The 19805-nt window shown below is 69.1% G+C and carries 12 protein-coding genes; 8 read left to right on the top strand and 4 right to left on the bottom strand.

Annotation, left to right across the window (positions count from 1 at the left end):
* Nucleotides 1-85: 85 nt before the first annotated feature.
* Genes ABZ490_RS40790 through ABZ490_RS40780 form a run of 3 tightly spaced genes read left to right on the top strand, consistent with a single transcriptional unit; the run spans nucleotide 86 to nucleotide 3647 of the window.
* Nucleotides 86-568 (top strand): poly-gamma-glutamate biosynthesis protein PgsC/CapC, encoded by a 483-nt coding sequence (locus ABZ490_RS40790; RefSeq protein ID WP_359002395.1) that lies wholly within the window; start codon nucleotides 86-88, stop codon nucleotides 566-568.
* 39 nt (nucleotides 569-607) lie between these two features.
* Nucleotides 608-1678: an NlpC/P60 family protein gene (locus tag ABZ490_RS40785; protein ID WP_359002393.1), complete on the top strand. Its 1071-nt coding sequence runs from the start codon at nucleotides 608-610 to the stop codon at nucleotides 1676-1678.
* 40 nt (nucleotides 1679-1718) lie between these two features.
* Nucleotides 1719-3647, top strand: a complete 1929-nt coding sequence (locus ABZ490_RS40780) for a glycosyltransferase family 39 protein (RefSeq protein WP_359002391.1) — start codon at nucleotides 1719-1721, stop codon at nucleotides 3645-3647.
* A 67-nt stretch (nucleotides 3648-3714) separates the two neighbouring features.
* Here the strand turns inward: ABZ490_RS40780 and pgsB are convergent, their stop codons facing one another.
* From pgsB to ABZ490_RS40760, 4 genes are all read right to left on the bottom strand, one after another.
* Nucleotides 3715-4998 carry a poly-gamma-glutamate synthase PgsB gene (gene pgsB, locus ABZ490_RS40775; protein ID WP_359002389.1) on the bottom strand — a complete coding sequence of 428 codons (1284 nt, stop codon included), beginning with the start codon at nucleotides 4996-4998 and terminating at the stop codon, nucleotides 3715-3717.
* A 15-nt stretch (nucleotides 4999-5013) separates the two neighbouring features.
* Nucleotides 5014-7245 (bottom strand): HAMP domain-containing protein, encoded by a 2232-nt coding sequence (locus tag ABZ490_RS40770; RefSeq protein ID WP_359002387.1) that lies wholly within the window; start codon nucleotides 7243-7245, stop codon nucleotides 5014-5016.
* Between the two features lie 174 nt (nucleotides 7246-7419).
* Complete coding sequence (locus tag ABZ490_RS40765) at nucleotides 7420-8763, bottom strand: hypothetical protein (RefSeq protein ID WP_359002385.1); 1344 nt, start codon at nucleotides 8761-8763, stop codon at nucleotides 7420-7422.
* Nucleotides 8763-10613 (bottom strand): thioredoxin family protein, encoded by a 1851-nt coding sequence (locus ABZ490_RS40760; protein WP_359002383.1) that lies wholly within the window; start codon nucleotides 10611-10613, stop codon nucleotides 8763-8765. Before ABZ490_RS40760 ends, ABZ490_RS40765 begins: the two co-directional genes overlap by 1 nt.
* A gap of 290 nt (nucleotides 10614-10903) precedes the next feature.
* Between ABZ490_RS40760 and ABZ490_RS40755 the strand changes: the two genes are divergently transcribed.
* The 5 genes from ABZ490_RS40755 to ABZ490_RS40735 all read left to right on the top strand — a co-directional run bounded on the left by ABZ490_RS40755 (nucleotide 10904) and on the right by ABZ490_RS40735 (nucleotide 19672).
* Nucleotides 10904-11410: a hypothetical protein gene (locus tag ABZ490_RS40755; protein WP_359002381.1), complete on the top strand. Its 507-nt coding sequence runs from the start codon at nucleotides 10904-10906 to the stop codon at nucleotides 11408-11410.
* Between the two features lie 67 nt (nucleotides 11411-11477).
* The gene (locus tag ABZ490_RS40750; protein WP_359002379.1) at nucleotides 11478-13850 is read left to right on the top strand and encodes an ATP-binding protein; all 2373 of its coding nucleotides are present in this window, start codon (nucleotides 11478-11480) and stop codon (nucleotides 13848-13850) included.
* Nucleotides 13850-16936 carry an ATP-binding cassette domain-containing protein gene (locus tag ABZ490_RS40745; RefSeq protein WP_359002376.1) on the top strand — a complete coding sequence of 1029 codons (3087 nt, stop codon included), beginning with the start codon at nucleotides 13850-13852 and terminating at the stop codon, nucleotides 16934-16936. Before ABZ490_RS40750 ends, ABZ490_RS40745 begins: the two co-directional genes overlap by 1 nt.
* Nucleotides 16937-17090: 154 nt before the next feature.
* Nucleotides 17091-18323 carry a pitrilysin family protein gene (locus ABZ490_RS40740; RefSeq protein WP_359002505.1) on the top strand — a complete coding sequence of 411 codons (1233 nt, stop codon included), beginning with the start codon at nucleotides 17091-17093 and terminating at the stop codon, nucleotides 18321-18323.
* Nucleotides 18323-19672 carry a pitrilysin family protein gene (locus tag ABZ490_RS40735; protein WP_359002374.1) on the top strand — a complete coding sequence of 450 codons (1350 nt, stop codon included), beginning with the start codon at nucleotides 18323-18325 and terminating at the stop codon, nucleotides 19670-19672. The genes ABZ490_RS40740 and ABZ490_RS40735 overlap by 1 nt, the downstream gene beginning before the upstream one ends.
* The last annotated feature ends 133 nt before the right edge of the window (nucleotides 19673-19805 follow it).

The following is a 19805-nucleotide window of genomic DNA, read 5'->3' as shown; positions in this document are numbered from 1 at the left end:
CAAGGTACAAGGTTAGTATGACCAGTTATTCATTTTCACTTGATCACGACCGGGCATTGACCTTACCGAATCGAGGACCCCGTAAGTGACCCCCGCCTCCCTCAACGCCCAGACAGCCGCGCTCGGGATCGCCCTCGGGCTGGTCTTCTCACTCGTCTGCTATCTGACCACCAACCTCTCCCCCGGCGGGATGATCACCCCGGGCTGGGTCGCCCTCACGCTCATCACCGACGTGCAGCTGGCCGGACTGATGGCCGTCGTCGCGGCACTCACCTTCTTCACCACGAAGCTGATGCAGCGCAATGTGATCCTCTACGGAAAGCGACTGTTCGCGGCCGTGGTGCTGTCCGCGGTGCTGATGCAGACGACCGTGATGCTCGCCCTGAGTCACGAGTTCCCGCTGCTGTACACCTCACAGACGCTGGGCTTCATCGTCCCCGGACTGGTCGCCTACCAGCTGGTCCGCCAGCCGCTCACGGCCACACTCGTCTCGACCACGGCGGTGACGCTGGCCACGTACGTGGTGCTGGTCGCGGGGCTGCTGCTCGGTGCCCTGCCCACCGGCTGACCCGCCGCCCGTTCAGTCTTCCCCGCAGGAGGACAAGCCTTGCACCACGAGCCTGACAGCAAGAGGGGCGGACCGGTCCGCCGCACCGCGCTCGGGACGATCGCCGGGGTGGCCGCCGGGTACGCCTTGGGCCACCTCGGGTCCGACAGCGCTGGAAGCAGCACCGGTGACCGCGGCACGAGCGCCGGCCCGGGCACCCGGCCCACGGAGGGCTTCGTCTTCGAGCGGCTGTCCGGCCCCGACCGCACCATGGTCCGCGCCGCCGACGGCAGTACCCTCGCCACCTTCACCGACGACGCCCGTACCGCCGTACTCGTCGGGCCCACCCGCACCTTCAGTGAGCCGCGGACCACCGCCGCCACGGTGACCACACGCGCCTGGGTGCGGGTGCTGCCGTACGCGTGGCAGCGTGGCGCGGAGAGGCGCACCTGGTTCGAGCACTGGTTCGCCAGGGCGCTGGGCGACACCAGCCCGGACGTCTTCGCCGTGGCCTTCCAGTACAGCAGCGCCGGAGCGCCCGACAAGTACAACAGCGCGGGCGTGCGCTACCGCGGCACCGCGCACTTCGGCCCGCGCAACCAAGAGGTCGACAATCCCTTGGCCTTCGCCTATCACGACGAGCAGTCCGACTTCTACGACTATCTGGGCATTCCCTGGACCTTCCCGGACGGCACGCGCATACGACCGGACAAGGCCCGCTACGGCAAGGTCGACTGCTCCGGCTTCCAGCGTCTCCTGTGGGGTTACCGCATGGGCATTCCGCTGCACCACACGAACACCGACTCCGGGGGCACCGGCCTGCCGCGCCGCGCCTTCGCCATCGCCGCCCACGGTCCCGGACGCCTGTTGATCCCCCACACCGGCGAACGGCTCACCGACCTGAGCACGCTGCAACCGGGCGATCTGGTCTTCTTCGCCATCATCAAGGAACGGCCGAAGCTGATCGACCACGTCGGCATGTACATGGGCCGCGACAATCACGGCCGCCACCGCTTCTACTCCAGCCGCTCCGCCGCCGACGGCCCGACCATGGGCGATCTCTCGGGCCGCGCGCTGCTGGACGGCACCGACTTCTACGCCCGCGGTCTGCGTGCCGCCCGCCGTCTGTGAGCCGTCGCCCCACCCGACCACTGATCCGAGAAGGGCCACCATGATCGTCACCTCGGCCGCCCGGCCCACCAGCGCCGGCCGCCGCCGCTGGGCGGTGAACCGCCCGTTCCGCCGGCCGGAAGCCGCACCGCGCTGGGAGCTCCCGGCGCTGGCCGCGGTGCTCGTCGTCGCCACGGTGCTGTACGCCTGGGGCATCGACCACGCCGCGATCCACCCGTACTACAGCGCGGCGGTGCGATCCATGGCCACCAGCTGGCGCGCCCTGCTCTTCGGCGGGCTCGACCCCAGCGGTTCGATCACCATCGACAAACTCCCCGGCGCCCTCTGGCCCGAGGCCGCCGCCGTCTGGCTCTTCGGCCCGCACACCTGGGCCGTGGCGCTGCCGCAGGTCGTCGAGGGAGTGCTCACCGTCTGGCTGCTCCACCGCGTCGTACGGGCCTGGGCCGGGCCGTTCGCCGCGCTGATCGCCGCTCTGGTCCTCACGCTCACCCCGGTGACCGTGGTCCTCACCAGGGCCACCATCCCGGACACCACGCTCACTCTGCTGCTGGTCGCGGCCGCCGGAGCGCTGGACAAGGCGGTGCGCACCGGGCGGCTGCTCCCGCTGATCACCTGCGGTGTCTGGGTCGGGCTCGCTTTCCAGGCGAAGATGCTTCAGGCGTGGCTGGTACTGCCGGTTTTCGCCGCCGTCCATCAACTCGCCGCGCCGGGAACGCCGTCGAGGAGAGCTCTCCGGGCGCTGCTGGGCGGTGCGGTCGCCCTGGTCGTCTCCTGCTCCTGGATGCTGCTCGTCCTGGCGACGCCCGCCACGGACCGCCCCTACCTCGACGGCACGTCCGACAACAGTCCGTTCAGCCTGGTCTTCGGCTACAACGGCCTGAGCCGCTTCGACAGCGACACCGGCGCGTTCGACGCCGCCGCGGGCACCGCGGCCAGCCGCACCACGGGAAACACCGGCTGGGGACTACTGATCAACCACACGGTCGGCCCGCAGGTCGCCTGGTTCCTGCCGCTGGCCGTGCTCGCCGCGGTACTCGGCGTCGCCTGGCGCGCCCGGCAGCCTCGAACCGACCTGCCGCGCGCGGGATTTCTGCTCTGGGGCGGCTGGCTGGCCGTGCACGTCACGGTGTTCAGCACGTCCAACGGCAACCACGCCTACTACACCTCCGTCATCGCCCCGGCGCTGGCCGCCCTGGCCGGCGGCGGGCTCGCCCTCTTCCGGCGCGCGTACGAGGCCGGTGGCCGGCGGCGCGTGGCCCTGCCCTCGGCGATCGTGGTGACGGTGGCCTGGGCGCTGGTGCTCGACCGGCCGACCCGGTTCCTCTCCTGGTTGCTGCCGGTCGCCGTGATGCTCGCGGTGTGCGGCGCGCTCGGTCTGTGGGCCCGAGGGCCGCGAACCCCCAGCCGTATGGTCCACTGGGCCCTCGCCGCCGGGATCCTGGCCACCCTGGTCGTACCAGCCGGCTGGGCCGTCTCCTGCCTCGATCCGCTCTACGCGGGTGCCTCCACGGCACCGGTGTGCGGTCCGGTCGGCACCTTCTACCACGACGCCGTCCGCCACCGAGCCTCCCTTCGCAGGATCGGGCTCGACCGGCCCAGCGCCCGGGACGCCGCCCTGCTCCGCTATCTGACCGCGCACCGCCGCGGGGAGAAGTATCTGCTCGCCGCCCAAGCCGCCTATACCGCGGCCCCTCTCCTGCGCGCCGCGTCCCAGCCCGTGCTCGTCATGGGCGGCTTCACCGGCAACACCGCCTTCCCCACGATCGAGCGGCTCGACACCCTCTTCGCCACCCACCAGCTGCGCTATGCGCTGCTCACCTCCCAGCGCCCGTCCACCCTCGCCACCCTCTGGGTGAGGGCGGAGTGCAGTCCCGTACCCCCCGAGGCCTACGGCCGTCGCACCAACGGCAGCCTCACCCTCTACGACTGCCGGCCCCCGACAGCCGTCGTGGGGCGGCCAGGTCGGTGAAGACCTGCACGCCGTGCGGGCGGCGCCCGGTCGCGGTTGATCCGTTCCGGGGCCGCCGGCCACCGCATCAGCTCGGTTCCCCGCGCGGTACGGGCGGGCGGCCCTCGGCCACCGCGGCGAGCACCTCGTCGAAGTCGTCGAAGTCGTCGCAGTCGTAGGAGTCGTAGGAGTCGTCCGGCGGCAGTGCGGCCAGGCAGTCCAGGAACAGCTCACCCTGGCCGTGGATGTTGCCGATCGCCACCAGCGAGGAGGCCCGGCCGAGTGCCGCGAGGACCGCCGCGGTCAGCTCCTCGGGGTCCCGGCGGTCGCCGCCGAGATCCACCACCCGCCCGGTGAAACCGGCGGGAATGGCGTCGCGCGCGCTCTTGGTCGGGTGGCCGATCAGAAAGACGACCTCGGGAGCGAGGTCGGAGACGATGGCACCCATCTGGCCGTTGCGCTCGACCCGGTCCGGGCGGCAGTTGACGACCACGTCGAGCGGCCGCCCGATCGCGCCGAGCTGCTCCAGGTACCGGACGTTCATCAGCGTCGACTCGGGGTCGTTCGCGGCGAAGACGTTGGCGAACCGCAGCCGCTTGCCCCCCGGCGTGAGATAGCGCTGCACCGACAGCACGCCCGGGTCGGGCGGGGCGTCCCACATGCCCTGCAACGCGGTCTGCCGGTCCACGCCCAGCAGTTCGGCGACGGCGAGCGCGATCGCCACGTTCTCCTTGAAGGTGAACCAGCTGAAGCCCCGCAGCTCGGCATCGGCCACCGACGCCGGGTCGACCACGACCAGACGGCAGTTCCGTCGGTCGGCCTCCTCCTGGAGGATGTGCAGCCGGTCCCTCTCCGCCGTCACACACACCCCACCCACCGGCATGGAGCGGCAGAGCGAGCGGGCGACATCGTCCAGCGTGGGCCCCATCTCCTCCAGGTGGTCCTCGCGGACGTTGCACAGTACGCCGATGGCGGAGCGGATCAGCTTCTCCTGATTGATCTCCTGGAGCACGGGCATCACCGCCATGCACTCGATCACCAGCGCGTCCGGCTGGTATACCGCCGCGCGCCGCACGATGCCGATCTGCTCGACGATGTTGGCCAGGTCGAACTTGCGGTACACCGGCTCCTCGGTGGCGTCCGGATGGATGAACCGTGCCGCGCTGCCGGTGGTCTTGGCAACGGTGACCAGGCCACCACCGCGCAGCGCGCCGGCGCACAGCCGGGTGATCGAGCTCTTGCCACGGATGCCGTTCACCAGGACCCGCGTCGGTATCTGCGCCAGCGAGGCGAAGTGCCGCTTCTGCTCCAGGATTCCGGCGACCAGCAGCACGGCGCAGCACAGCAGGAGGACGACATAGAGGAAGAGCACGATGATTCCGTCCTTCTAACGCTGGGGGGCGTTCTCGGGCCGAGAACGCGAAGGGGAAGGGGTGGCGGTGGGACTGGACCCGCCCGCTCGGCCACCTTCCACCAGTGCCTGACGGATCAGCTCCAGGCTGCGGGTGAGCGAGCCGACCTCGTCGTGGTTGACCGGGTACAGCACCGTGCGCCGGTCCCCTTCGGCGAGCCGCTCGCAGCGCAGGGCGACCGTGCGCAGCGGCCGGATCACCAGGGCGTGCAGCCAGCCCAGGCAGACCACGCCCGCCGTGATGCCGAGGATTCCGGCGAGTGCGGTACGGTGCTCCGCCTGCACCGCGGGGAGCCGGCGTGCCGCCGTGCCCTCCGCCGTCACCACGTGCCAAGGGAGGCTCACCGTCGGGCCGCTCCGCGGCAGCGGCGCCGCGGCGTCCACCGACAGGCCGGCGAACGAGGCGTGCACCGCCGAGGTCGCGGTGCCCGCGGTCCCCGGTGCGCCCCGGGCGGCGCGGACGAGCCGGGTCAGGCCGGGTTCGGGCAGCGCCTGGTAGGCGCGGTAGCCGACGGTCGACGCCAGCACCCTGTCACCGGCGCCCGTCAGCCAGACGCGCCCCAGCCGGGGCCTGGACAGCGCGGAGTTGAGCGTGTTCACGTCGAGCTCGCCCAAGAGGACCGCCCCGGCCGTCGGCGCACCGCCGTCGATGCCCGGGACCGGGACGTAGGCGGCGATCGCCGGGATCCGGCCCGAGGTGTTGACCGTGCAGATCCCGCTGCCGTCGGGCAGGTGGATCATGCTGCGCAGCGGCCTCGCGCCCACCCGCAACGTGATGCCGCCGGAACGGCTGAGCACATACAGCGAGCGGTACTGCTTGTGGTCGGCGAGAACACGCAGCAGAAGCTCGGTCTGCGCAGCCGGACTCCTTCCGGACAGGCTCCCGGCCACCTCTCTCAGCCCGGTGTACGACTGGTCGAGATACTGCCGGACCCGGTCCGCCGCGATCTCGGTGCGCGCCTGCTGATCCGCGACGACCGAAGCCGGAGCCGAGGTGGCGGGGTCCACCCGGTTCAAGAGGAAGATCATCGGAAGCGCCCAGCCGCCCAGCAGCACCACGGCGACCAAGGCCAGCGCCCTGCATCCTGGCCTGTGGCGCACCGAAGGTCCCTGCGGGCCGCTCGCGCCGGCCAACTGTTGACGCAGGGACTCCAAGGCCCGACCGATCCGGGCCGGTTCCCCAAAGCCGGACACGTGAACCGGTCGGACCAGCTCCACCCACGTGTCCGCCCCGCTTCCGGTAGCGCCCCGGACCAGGCGGCGGGCGGACAGACGCAGTCCCAGCAGCGGCCGTTGCACGCAGAACCACAGCACCAGCCCCAGCAGCAACGTGATCCCGGCAAGCGCCGCCGCCGCCGTCAGCCCGAACCCCGAGTAGTCGACGGAGGCGGTCCTCGCGGGCACCGTCCGGGAGGTCAGCACCAGCAGCCCGAGGTCGTCGGTGTAACCCGGCCCGGTCGCCGAGGCGACCTGGGCCCAGCCTGCGACGGTACGCCGACCGCCCGTGGTCGCGCCGAGCATCCTTCCGGAGGCGTCACTTCGGTGTCGCTGAGCGTACGCCGCGTGGGTTGCCGCCGCGGGCAGACCGCGGTCTGCGGCGGTCGGCGCCACGGTGCCCCGGGCAGTGGTGACGAGCACGCCACCGGCGGCACCGAGAAGTTCGGCGGTGCGCCCGTCACCGTATGCCGTGAGGCCGGGCAGGTTCTCGGAGATCACGAGCAACCGGCGCCGCTCGGTCGGACTCGAGCTCCCGATCCGGTCGGCGGCGGCGTCCGCGCTCTGCGCGGGCAGCATGATCTTCGCGAAGTACAGCAGGCAACACCCGTTGCCCGAGGGCATCAGGCGCGGCCGGATCGCAGCATGCCCGGACATCATCGCAACGACGTCCACCCCGGTCAGTGACACCGGCCGGCCGTCGGCCGCCAGCGGTTCGCCGGTGAGCGGGTCGAGCAGGGCGCTGCCGAGGACCGCCCTCCTGCCGGAGGTCAGCCCCTTGAGCGTGGTGGCGGGTGTCGATGGAGTCGTCGGCGTGTACGCCGCGGCAGTGCGGCCGATCGAGGTCGCCTCGGCGTCGATCGCGATGCGCTCCAACTCCGCGGTGTCCGTGGCGATCTGCCGCTCCCCGTCCAGCACGGCTTGCGGCACCTGCTCGGCGTGGATGCGGCCCAGGGCGACGACCACCAAGGCGGCGATCACCAGAAGTGACACGGTGAGCGAGGCGACCGGCGGCCGTACTCCGCCCAGCAGCGGCATATCGGCGCGGCGGCGTACCCGATGTCGGCGCGGCGCCCGTAAGACGGTGTACAGGGCAGCGGATCCTCTCTCGATCGGCACCGAACGCCCAGTTCCACGGGCGCCGGCTGATCGCATGGGCCTACCGGGTCACTTCTGTGCGACGGAGAGGTTCGGGCCGGAGAAGGTGAACCCCTTGCTTTCGGGGTCGTAGCGGAGCATGCGGACGGCGTTGGCGCCGTCGCGTCGCGTCGGCGTCAGCTTCGAACCGAAACTGTCGGCGCCATGGAAACTCTCACCAAGCCGGCCCGAACCGACGTACACGGCCTGAGCGTTGACATGTGTGCTTCCGCTTGCCTTGAGCGCCTCCCGCAGAAAGCTCAGCTGACTGCACATCATCACCGGGAAAGAAGGGAATTCACTGAAGGAGACGCCGGCCTTGTTCAGGATCTGGAAGCAGGCGCGTGCTCCGGGCAGGCTCGTGAGCAAGGTCTGCACCTGGTATGCCGGCAGGAACACATTGTAGGGGCGAAAGTCGTATGCAACGATCTTCCGCAGGAAGTCGACCGGTAGCCCCGAAATCCTCTCCTTGTCGATCCCAAGCCCGAAGCCCGCGATCTTCGGAGTGTATTTCTGTGCCACCAGTGTGCCCGGATCCGGAACCTCCGAGCCGCTGCTCCCGGTCGGCACAAGAAGGTCGTACCCGGCTGCCTTCAGCTTGATGATCAGGCTCAGCATCGCTGCCGGATTCCCCGCGTCAATGAGAGCCACCTTGTCGACCCGGTACCCGGGGCTGCCCTCCCTCAGCTTGGCCACGAGGAAGTCCGCGTCAGGAGTGCCGGTGTCCGGATCGTAGAGGACAGCAATCTTCTTCACCCCTGCCAGAATGCCGTCCGCCCGAATCCGCTGAGTCAAGGTCGAGTTCAGGCGCGGGTAAGTCATGTCCGACGGTGCGAACAGGAATGGATTCTCGCTGATGTCGTCTTCGTCAACCCCGACGTCGGACAACCCGTCGGGGGCCTCGACCGTCACGATGCCGGCGTTCTGGGCGCAGTTGGTCCCGTCGAACGGAATTTCCAACGGCGGCACGCCTATCACCGCGAAGACGTCGGCGGCCGGATATGCCCTGCACTCCGCGTCGGAGATCTGCGCTTCAGAGGCGTCATCGGCCACATGCAGAGCCGGTGGTGGGACGAACTCGATCGACCTTCCGCCGATGCCGCCGGTCCTGTTGAAATAGGAGACGACCGCTTTGGTCATCTCCTTGGTGCCACTCACGAAAAGAGGGCTGGTGAGACGGATGCTGGTGGGCGACACTCCGGGTCCGTCCTTGGACGGAATACGCGTCAACGCGTCCGCGCTGGAGGCGCCGCCCGTCTTGCCGGCCGTCGCGGTGGTGGAACAGCCCGCCAAGGCGAGGGTGAGAGCGAGCAGACCTGCCGTCAGCCGGCACGCACGGCTCCGCCCACCCGCCCCCGCGACGATTTTCGTCATCAGGCCTCCAGTCCGCTCCAGCATCCGTTGACGATCGTGTCGGGGAGTGCGCGCCGCAGCACGGCGATGTCCTTGCCGACCCCGGCATCGAACTCGTCACCTGAATATCCGTCGGGTGACGACAGCTCAAGACTGCGCAGGCCTGTGAGCGTGGACAGCGCCGGCAGCAGCGGCGGCAGCCACTGGCTCACGTTCTCCGCAGAGACGAAGAGTTCCCGCAGATCACTCCGACCGTCAAGAGCAGCGGCCAGCTCGGCGACCGAGGACGGGGCGAGGGCGGGCCCGCCGCAGATCACGATGTCCAGTTCGCCGGGCCCGAACGACTCCAGCGTCGATCGGTCGACAAGGGCTGCCCCCTCCCTCTGCCGGAACCTCACCTGCACGGACCATCCCGCCGGCACCTCGACGATTCCGCCCCGCCGGATCCGGGTCGCCCGCTGCGTGGCTGATTCCGGCGGCATGAGGAACAGCTCGGTCGACAGTGCCCCGTCGGGAAGCCGGAGCGTGCGTGCCGGCCGGGCAGGCATCGGGGAGAGGGCGCGGCCGGGCCGTTGATCGGCGCTTCGCAGGGCCGGCCGCAGCACCTCGTCGAATGATCGCGCGTCACCGACGTCCATCGAGCGCCAGATCTGCCGGCCGTCACGGAGCAGCACCAGCAACGGCAAGCGGTCCGGATCGGTCCGCAGATTCTCGAAGCGGGCATCGAGCGGGCCGTTCTCCTCGGTGGCGAAATGGTCCACCGCAAGTACGGCCAGGTCCGGGCGTTCGTCGGCCAGGTGGCCCAGCAACGGTCTGACGGCCTCGCAGCGCGAGGCGCCCGCCAGGGTGAACTCCACGAGCGCCAGACCCGAGCCGGCGTACCGGTCCCAGTCCTCGTCGGTCACCACCAGCGTCCCACCCTCTGCGAGTTCTTCCGTCGAACTCTCGGATCCCTCGCTGTGGACACCCAGGAGGGGCGGCAACGCCTCGTCCAGTCCAGGCAGCGCCCACAACCCATTGACGACCACGGAAGCGGACAGGGCGGAGCGGGGGGATTCAAGCCCGACCATGCAGAGGTGGGGCATTCCGGCCAGCTCGGGGGCGAGGACCTCGGCATCCGATTCCTGGATCCGCAAGGAGTAGACCCGGTGGACCGCCGGATACCTTCCGAGGTCCTGCGGGAACGCCGAGGCTCCGTCGACGGCCAGCTGGTCGATGCTGTCCGGCGCGAATCCGGCCAACAGAGAGCTGTCGACCTGCTGTTCCCGCCGGTGGTCCGCGTAGAGGGTCACAGCCAGTTCGGCACCGGCCGGCAGATGGTGGGTCCCCTCCCCTGTCTCCGTTTCCTCCGACCCGATGACGACCGCACACCGGAGCAGCCCCTCCGGCGCGTCGGGCACCACGATGACCCGCTCCCCCTGCGGCGAGGGCGGCTTGGGCTCACAGTCCCACTCCGCGACATCGCGCCCACGGACGATCTCAGCGACCGCGTCGGCCGTCGCGTGGAAGAACTCGGCCAGGTCCCTGCCCATATAGAAGCCGGGTTCTTGCCACACCCGGATACCCCGGTGGAACAACGCCAGCGTGGGGAAGCCGCTTACCTGGTAGCGGCGGAGCAACTCCGGCTCGGTGTCGCCGTCGACCGCGAAGACCGCGAAGCGGTCCTGGTGCGCGACCGCGAACTCGTCGAGCAACGGCGCCAGCGAGGCGCATGGCCCGCACCACTCGGTGGTGAACCACACGATCACCCACTCGTGCTCGGCGAGCAACCGCGGCAGCGTCAGTTCCGACGCCGCCCCGATGTGCGGGGCACCCTTGGTCGGCCCGGGCCGTATACCAGTCCCGTCGACGTCGTAGGGGGCAGAAGGCATGACATCACTCCCAACCGCCGCGAGAACGAAGGCACCCGCGGCACGTGGCGTCAGCACACCACGCCGGGATTCAGGCTGTCAATATCAAATATTGCGCTTGGTATGATCAACCCGCCGGATGGGCGCACATGGCAGGCACCAGGTGCCAAGCGCCGGCCCCGGCAGACACTTGCGCACCATTGCGCCCCAGGGATGGGGAGCACATCGCCAAGGCAAACGTCGGCCAGATGATGGTTCTAGTCCTACCAAGACGCTTGACTGGACTTTACGGGATTCCCAGGATGGGAGCCATGAGATGGCGCGCACGAAGAAAGGCCACGGTGATCCTCGGATCGGCGCTGGCGACAACTCTGCTGGGCGTCTCCGGATGCGCGGACATCCACGACATCCGCTACACCCTCGATCACCGGATCACCATCACCGCGCCCAGGAACCTGGCAACGGTCACCATGCCGACCGTCATGCGGTGGCGCCTGAACGACCCGTCCGTCCTCAAGGACGGCAGGAAGTTCGCCGTCGTGGTCGACCGTGACGTGATGCCACCGGGTCATCCCCTGAAGGACCTCCTGACCGACCCCTGTGCCGGAGACTTCCCGCAGTGCCCCGATCCCGAGGTTCTCGCGGACGGGTACCACACCTACCTCACCACCAGAAGCCGGGTGACGATCCCGTCCGTCGTCTCGCAGCAGGGCGCTGCAGAGGGTGACAGCCACACGGCGATGATCATTCTGATCGACGCCGCCGGCAAGCGGGTCGGCGACGCCTACTGGCGCATCAGTTTCAGGGTGTCCAGCTAGACCGTGACCGAGCGGAGCACGGTCGACGCCCGCACGGCAAAACGACTGAGAAGCGAGGGAGGGCCACATGTCCGCTGGCTGGGCGACGGCTGACGCCACGGAACCCGATGACAGGCTCGACTACATGCAGGAGGCCCACGAGACGACACGGAAGCTCCTCCAGGAGGGACGGGAGGCCACCGGTACGGGTGGCCTCGTCGACAAGCGATCCCTACGGCGCGTGCTGCGCGAGGAAGGCCTCAGCTTCTATCCGCTCACCGCGATCACGGCGCTCGGTGTGGCACAGCTCGCGCCCGGCGCGGTGGACAATCTCCTCACCCCCGACATAGGCGCCTCGCTCGGCCTCGGGCCGGGAGTCTTCGCCGCACTCGACGTGGTGACCATGACCATGAGCACCCTGTTGCCGGTCTGGGTCGCACGCTTCGTGCAGAACAAGGCGCGGCGCGCGTTCGTGATGCTCACGTCGGCCATCGCGTTCGCGCTGGTGGTGCCGCTGACGGGGCTGGTCATGACAGCCCCCGCCTACATGCTGATCTACTTGGCGGACAACCTCACCACCTCGGCCAGCAGCACGGTCGACCAGTCGCTGTCCATGGACATCTATCCCCCTCAGGTCCGGATCCGGGTGCTGGCCGCCATCGCCTCGGCGACCTCGATCGCGAGCCTGCTCGCACAGGGCAGCCTCGTCCTGCTGGTCGGACCGCTCGGGCTCAACTGGCGCGGCGCCTACCTGGTGGCCGGCGCCTTCAGCGTGGTCTGCACGATGCTGGCGCTGGGCCTGCGTGACCCGGGCTACGGAACGTACGACATCAAGCCGCTGCGCGATGTCGTGCGCAGACACGGGGACGAGTCGGAGAGGCCCGAGAAGTCCGGGAGGCAGGAGGAACAGGAGCACAGCCCCACGGACAGCGACAGGACCGAGCCCGCAGTGCCGGTGGACATCCGACGAGATCGGCGGAGCAGGCTCCGGAGGCGCGTTGCGTCCCGGACGTCCGTGGATTTGGAGGGTCCCGACCGCCCGCCCGGTACCAAGCTCACGCTGTTCGAGGCCATCCGTCGGGTCTGGATGGTCAAGACCTTCCGGTTGACCCTCATCGGCGGCCTCATCGTGGCCATGCCGGCGCCGTTGCAGGTGTACCTCCAGTTCTACTACACGGGCGTGTACAACCTCAGCGCCGCGCAGCGTGGCCTTCTCAGCATGGCCTCCGAAGTCGTCGGCCTGGCCTCCTTCTACGCGCTGGCGCCGCTGTCGGACAGGATCTTCCAGCGAAATCCGGCACTCCTGTTCTATATCAACGCGATCCTGGCTGTCGTCCTGCTGGTCGTGTCGGTCATCCAGTTCTACTACCTCGCCATCACCTTCATGGTGGCGTGGACGATGGCCGGCAGCCTGTTCGCCGGCCTCAACGGCCCGGCGCTGAACGCGGCGCAGCAAACGGTGGTACCCGCGCCGCTGCGCCCGCACGTCGGCGCGGTGCAGAGCACGTTTTTCCTGGCGGGCACAGCCGTCTCGACCGCGCTCTTCGGCGTCGTGGCGAGCCAGGTGAGCCTGCAGACCGCGATGATCGTCATCTCGCTCTTCACTCTGATCGGCATCGTCTACCAGTTCTACACCGGGCTCGTGATTCGCACGGACCTCGACAAGGTGGTCGAGGACGTCGTCGAGGAGGAGGTGATCGAGCACATGCGCCGCCGGGGCAACAAGGTCCCGCTGCTCGCCTGCCGCAACCTCGACTTCTCGTACGGCCAGACCCAGGTGCTGTTCGACGTGGACTTCCACGTCGAACAGGGCGAGATGGTCTCCCTCCTCGGCGTCAACGGCGCCGGCAAGTCGACGTTGCTGCGGGCGATTTCCGGTGTCGACCTCCCACAGCGCGGCACGATTCGCCTGGACGGGCATGACATCACCTACCTCGAGGCACATCGCCGGTCGCAACTCGGTATCACGCAGGTTCCCGGCGGGCGGGCGGTCTTCACCGATCTCACCGTCGTGGAGAACCTGCGGTGCTTCGCCTACCAGCACAGGGGCCGCCGCAAGGTGGTCGAGGGCCTCCTCGACGACGCGTTCGAGGCGTTTCCCAAGCTGGCTTCCAGACGCAACTCCCCGGCCGGACGACTGTCCGGAGGCGAGCAGCAGATGCTGGGCCTGGCGAGCACGTACATCACCCGGCCCCGCCTTCTGCTGATCGACGAACTCAGCCTCGGACTGGCACCGATCGTGGTCGAGGAACTGCTGGACATGGTCCGGATGATCAACAGAAGCGGAACATCGGTGGTCGTCGTCGAGCAGTCGGTGAACGTGGCGCTGTCGCTGACCCAGCGCGCCTGCTTCATGGAGCAGGGACAGGTTCTGTTCGACGGCCCCAGCCGAGAACTCATCGACGACACGGAACTGCTGCGAGCCGTCTTCCTGCGGCAGATGGCGGAGGAATCGACATGATGTGGGAACGGCTCCTCGACAAGTGGCGGCAGTTGCCCGAGTCGGCGCGAGCGGTGCTCGGCGGCGGTCTTCTGACGGTGGCCGCGCTGCCGGTCGCGCATGCCCTCGGGCTGGCGACTCCGCCCTACGTCCTTGTGCTCGGCGGCCTGATCGGTCTGAGCTACGGGCTGCTGGCCGTCTGCCTGGTCCTGGTCTTCCGGACCAGTCACGTCGTCAACTTCGCCCAGCCCGTTATCGGCTCGCTCGGCGCGACGACCCTTGCCTTTCTCGTCAACATCCTCGATGTCCCGTACTGGATCGCCACCGTCGTCGCGGTGGTCACGGGATTCCTTCTCGGCACGCTGGTGGACTTCGCGATCATCCGCCGCCTCAACCGCATGCCCCGTGTGGTGACCGCCGCCGCGACCATCGGCGTGGCCGTGACCCTGAACTCCTACGTGAACCAGTTGAACGCGAACATCCACACCGCGGTGTTCCCCGCGCCGCCCGGTCTCTTCGAGTTCAGTATCGGACCGCTTCTGGTCACCAGGAACTACACCGGCCTCATCATCGCCGCGCCGGTACTTGTCATCGCGCTCACGTATTTCATGACCAGGACGACCTACGGTCTGGCGATCCGGGCGAGCGCCTCCAACCCCGAATCGGCCATGCTCGCGGCGATCTCGCCACGGATGATGACCGCACTGGCGTGGGGCATCGGCGGGATCTGCGTCACCGTGTTGTCGATCTTCTTCTCGAACGACGCGGTCACCACGGGGGGCAACGTTTTGCTGGGCGGATCAGGCATCCTCGCGGCGCTCGCCGCCGCCGCGGTCGCCGGAATGCGCAGCTATTCCCGGGCGATGGTGGCCGGCGTCCTGATCGGGATGGTCGAGCAGGTCCTCCTCTGGAGTCCGCGGTACGCCGGGCAGACCCAGACCGCACTCCTGCTCATCCTGCTGCCGTCCCTGCTACTGCTGCGCGGCGTCGCGGATCGGGCGGATCCGGTCGGGAGCTGGTCCGCGCTGGCGATCTCGCGTCCGTTGCCCAAGGCCCTGACGAACCTGTGGAGTGTCCGGCTGGTTCCGTCACTCGGCTGGCTCACGACCGGCGGCGCGATCCTCTGGGCCGGTCTCCGCTCCGACGACGCGGCCGTCGCCTGGACGACGGTCATCCTGGCGATGCTGATCGCCCTGTCCGCCGGATTGATCATCGCGTTGGGCGGGGATCTCTCGCTCGGCCAGTACGCGATCGCAGGCGTCGGCGCGGCGACGGCGTTTCTCATTCTCGACGGAACGGACAACCCGACTCTCGGACTGCTGGGCGCGGCGTTGGCGAGTGGCGCCGTCTCCGCCCTGCTCGCCTACCCGGCGCTGCGCGTCGGCGGCCTGACCCTGACCGTGGTCACGGCAAGCTTCGCGGTCACGATTCACAAGGCGATACTCCCGTTGAACTGGTTGTTCGGCGACCTGGGCCGCCCCATCGGTCAGCCGGTCCTCGCCGGCTTCCCGTTCCTCCCCGGTCGACGTTTCTTCCTCTTCGCCTTTGTGATCACCGCCTTGTGCATGCTCGCCGTCCGGAACGTCTGGTCGGGCTCGTTCGGCCGGGTGGCGATCGCCGCCCGCGACAACGTCTTCACGGCCCGCTCCTACTCGATCCGAACCGACCGGGTGCGGCTCCAGCTGTTCTCCATCGCCGGCGCGGTCGCGGGTATCGCCGGCGCACTGCTCGTCCAGGGCCGTGGCCGTGCGGCAGCTTCGGTGTTTCCCAGCGACAGCGGGGCGATCATCATGCTCGGAGTGATCGTCGGCGGGGTCAGCGCGCTCTGCGGCGGGCCGCTGGGCGCACTGTGGGCGATCGGTATCCCCATGATCTCCTCGGGGGAAGGCACGCACGAGGCCAACTCGCTTGCCGCCGCGTACACCGGAGGCCTGGCCCTGATCATGATGTATCCCCGCGGTGTGGGCGGGCTGTTGCTGTATGTCCGCGACGCCGTCGCAGTGATGATCGGGCGCCTGCACGGCGTACGACTGCGCATGGCCGACCTGCGCGGTGAGGGAGAGCGGCTGCTGCCGACCCGTGCGCGCCGGTCCGGCCCGGCGGCGGAAGCGGCCGTCCGCGGCGAACCGGAAGGGCTGACCGGCGAGGACGAAACGCCGACCGGCACCGTCGAGGAGGACGGCCCCGCGGCAGCGGCGGACGAGGAGATGGCGAAGGCCAGGCGGGAGCTGCCGAAGCTGCGGACGCTGGCCCCGCCCGAACCCGTTCCGGACGTCATCCTGGAGGCGCGTGGCCTCGGCGTGGACTTCGGCGCGATCACCGCGGTCCGGCAGGTCGACTTCGCGATCGGCACAGGCGAGATCGTCGGTGTGATCGGAGCGAACGGTGCCGGGAAAACGACCACGTTCGAGATGCTCAGCGGGTTCATGCGGCCGACACGGGGCGAGGTCCGGTACTGCGGGCGTGACATCACCCGGCTCTCGCCGGAGAGGCGAGCCGATCTGGGGCTCGTCCGCTCGTTCCAGGACGCGGCGTTGTTCCCCACCATGCAGGTGATCGACGTGGTGTCACTGGCTCTGGAGCGGCAGTGCCGAAGCGGCGCGCTGCGGGGTCTGCTCGGCATCGAACGCTCCCGCCGTCGACGCCGCGAAGTCGCCCAGGAGCTGGTGGACTTCTTCGGACTCGGGCGGTACTTCGGGCGCAGCATCAGCGAACTGTCGACCGGCACCCGACGCATCGTCGAGCTGGCATGCCTGACGTCGCTGCAGCCGCAGGTGCTGCTTCTCGACGAGCCCTCCTCGGGCATCGCCCAGCGGGAGGTCGAGCACTACCCGGAGTTGATCATGCGCATGAGGAACGAGTTCGGCATGACCATCGTCATCATCGAACACGACATCCCACTGGTGACCACCGTTTCCGAGCGGATCATCGCCATGGACCAGGGTTCGGTCATCTGCTCCGGAGCACCGGAAGACGTGGTCACCGACGAGCAGGTCGTGGACTGCTACCTCGGCACGCGCACGGAGACGATCCATCGCTCGGACCTGACCGTCATCACAGCCGGCTTGCCGGGGGAAGCCCCGGAGCCCGGGCGCACCGCCCAGTGACACAGTCACATCAGCAGGTTGCTATGACCAGTTTAGAACAGTAGTCTATTCACGTCAGATGTCTGAGTTGACTGCGTCACTATGCGCTGGAGGCTTCGTGACCACTCTCTCCGTTCCGCGAGTCACACGGACGAGGTTGCCGAACGGGTTGACCGTGACGGTCGAGCGACGAGCGTCGGCGCCTGCCGTCGCCGTGAACCTGTGGTACCGGGTCGGCTCACAGCATGAGGCGCCGGGCCGGACCGGGTTGGCTCATCTCTTCGAGCACCTGATGTTCCAGGGATCGGCGCATGCGAAGGCTGGGGAGCACGACGCCCTGCTGCAGCCGCTGGGTGCGATGTTCAACGCCTCGACACACATCGATCACACCGAATACTGGGAAGTCGTCCCGACCGAGGCGCTCGACCTGGCGCTGTGGCTGGAGGCAGACCGGATGGGTGGCCTGCTCGAGGCGCTCGACCAGGCAAGCCTCGACAACCAACGGGATGTCGTCAAGAACGAACGGCTCCAGACCATGGACAACGTGCCGTACGGCACGGCCTTCGAATGGCTGACCTCGGTCACGTTCGGGGCGGGACACCCGTACCACCATCTGCCGATCGGCTCGATGGCCGACCTGGACGCGGTCACCCTGACGGACGCGCAGGAGTTCTTCAGCCGGTTCTACCGGCCGTCGAACGCCTTCCTCACCCTGGTGGGCGACGTCGAGCCGGAGTTGGCGCTCTCCAGCGCCGAGCGGTACTTCGGCGGTATCCCGGCGCAGCCGCCGGTGGTGTTCGACCACGGAGCGGCGGAGTCGGCAGGGCCGGTGACACACCCACAGCGCCGGGTCGTCGACCAGGAACCGGTACCGATGCCCCAGGTCATGCGTTGCTGGCGGGCCCCCGCCGACGGGATGCCCGAATGTGACGCACTGGAACTGGCGCTCAGCGTTCTCACCGAGGGAGCGAGCTCCCGTCTCATGGAGCGGCTGGTCCGTAAGGACGATCTCGCCGGTGGGGTCGACGGCGGTGTCCTGCGGCTCAAGGACGGCAACTCGATCGCCACTCTCACGGCCTTCGCGCACAACGGCGTCGACCCGGCCCGGTGCGAGGCGATCATCGATGCCGAGATCGCCCGGCTGGCGGCCGACGGCCCCACCGAGGCGGAGTTGCGCAGGGTCAAGGCCCGGCTGGAACACAACCACCTGCGTGAGGCGGAGGCCGTCGCCGGCCGCGCCGAAGCGCTGTCCCGCAGTATCTGTCTGTTCGATGACGTGGACCGAGCCGACCAGTACCTCGATCGGATGCGTGCCGTGGACGGCGAACAGATCTCTGCCGCAGCCCGGAAGTGGCTGGACCCGCAGGCAGCCAACACGATCGTCTACGTCCCCGGGGGTTCGTACTGATGTCCACTGGATTCGCCCCTCGCCCGTCCGTCGCCGCGTCTCCGCCGTGGGCGTTCCCCGAATCGACGTCGTGGCAGCTGCCCAACGGTCTGCGCGGCCACCACATCGAGGTCGCAGGGCGCGGCCTGTTCACCGTGTCCGCACAGGTGAGAGCCCCACTGTCCGGCGAGCCGGCCGGTCAGGACGGCATCACGGCACTGCTGGTGGCCTGTCTGGAGGAGGGCACGGACAGCCGTGACGCGACACAGTCGGCCGAGTATCTGGACGATCTCGGTGCCGACTTCGAGTCGGGGCTGACGTGGGCCGGCCCCGCGGTCGGCATGTCGCTGCCCGCCTCGCGCGCCGAGGCCGGCCTGGCCCTGCTGGCCGAGACGATGAGCCGACCGGCCTTCGCCCCGGACGCCGTCGAGCGGGTGCGCGCTCAGCACCTCGACTACTGGAATGGAGCGATGGCAGATGCCGAGGCGCGCGCCACGGTGGAGTTCTTCCGGGGGTGCTTCACCGCCGAGACCCGGATGTCGCGCCCACCGGGTGGCACCGGGGAGAGCATCCAGGGGATCGAACGCGACGCACTCGCGGCCCACTGGACGCGCATCGCCCACCCGTCGAACATCACCTTGATCACGGCGGGTGACCTGCCCCTGGAACGCGTCGAGGAACTGGCCGGGCAATACTTCGGCGGCTGGGCCGACGGCGAACACACCGTCAGCCAACCGCAGGAGCCCGAGGCCGCGGTGTGCACCGTCCGGCTGGTCGATCGTCCCGGCTCGGTGCAGAGCGCCCTGCTCCTAGGCGCACCGACGGTGGACGCCCGCCATGTCGATTTCTGCGACCTGCTGGTGGCCACCCATGTGCTGGGCGGGTCGATGGGGTCACGGCTGAGCAGTGTCATCCGCGAGGAAAAGGGCTACACCTACGGCATCTCGGCGCGGATCACCCCGAGCGTGCGTGGTGGCATGTTCATCGTCGACACCACCGTCGCGGCCGAGGTGACCGTGCCGGCCCTGTCGGAGATCCGCCGCATCCTCGCCGAGTTCCGTGCGCACGGGTTGACCGCGGCGGAATGCGAAGACGCCGTGCATCACCTCAACGGCGGCGAACCGTTGTCGTACGAGACGACCGGCTCCCTGGCGCACGAGATGGGTCGGGAGGTGGCCATGGGCATGCCCGTCGGCTGGATCAACGCCCGGCGACGGCGGATCGCGGAGACGACCGCGGCCGGCGCCACCGCGGCGTTCACCTCTCTCATCCCGGAATCGCTGCACATGGTCATCGTCGGCGACGCCGCCAGGTTGCAGGCCGAGCTGGTCGTCGCCGGCTTCGAGGACATCCAGATCATCGAGGCGTGACGCTCAAGGAAGGGGCGGGGACCGGAAATGGGGTGTCAGCCCCATTTCCGGTCCCCCCCCCCGCAACCAACCCCCCCCCGGGTGAGCCAGACCCACGGACGCGAGCCCCCCACCGCCCCGGATGCCCGCCCCC

It is taken from the genome of Streptomyces sp. NPDC005811 (assembly GCF_040630405.1).
Taxonomy (GTDB): domain Bacteria; phylum Actinomycetota; class Actinomycetes; order Streptomycetales; family Streptomycetaceae; genus Streptomyces.
This window is presented reverse-complemented; position numbering and strand designations above follow the sequence as displayed.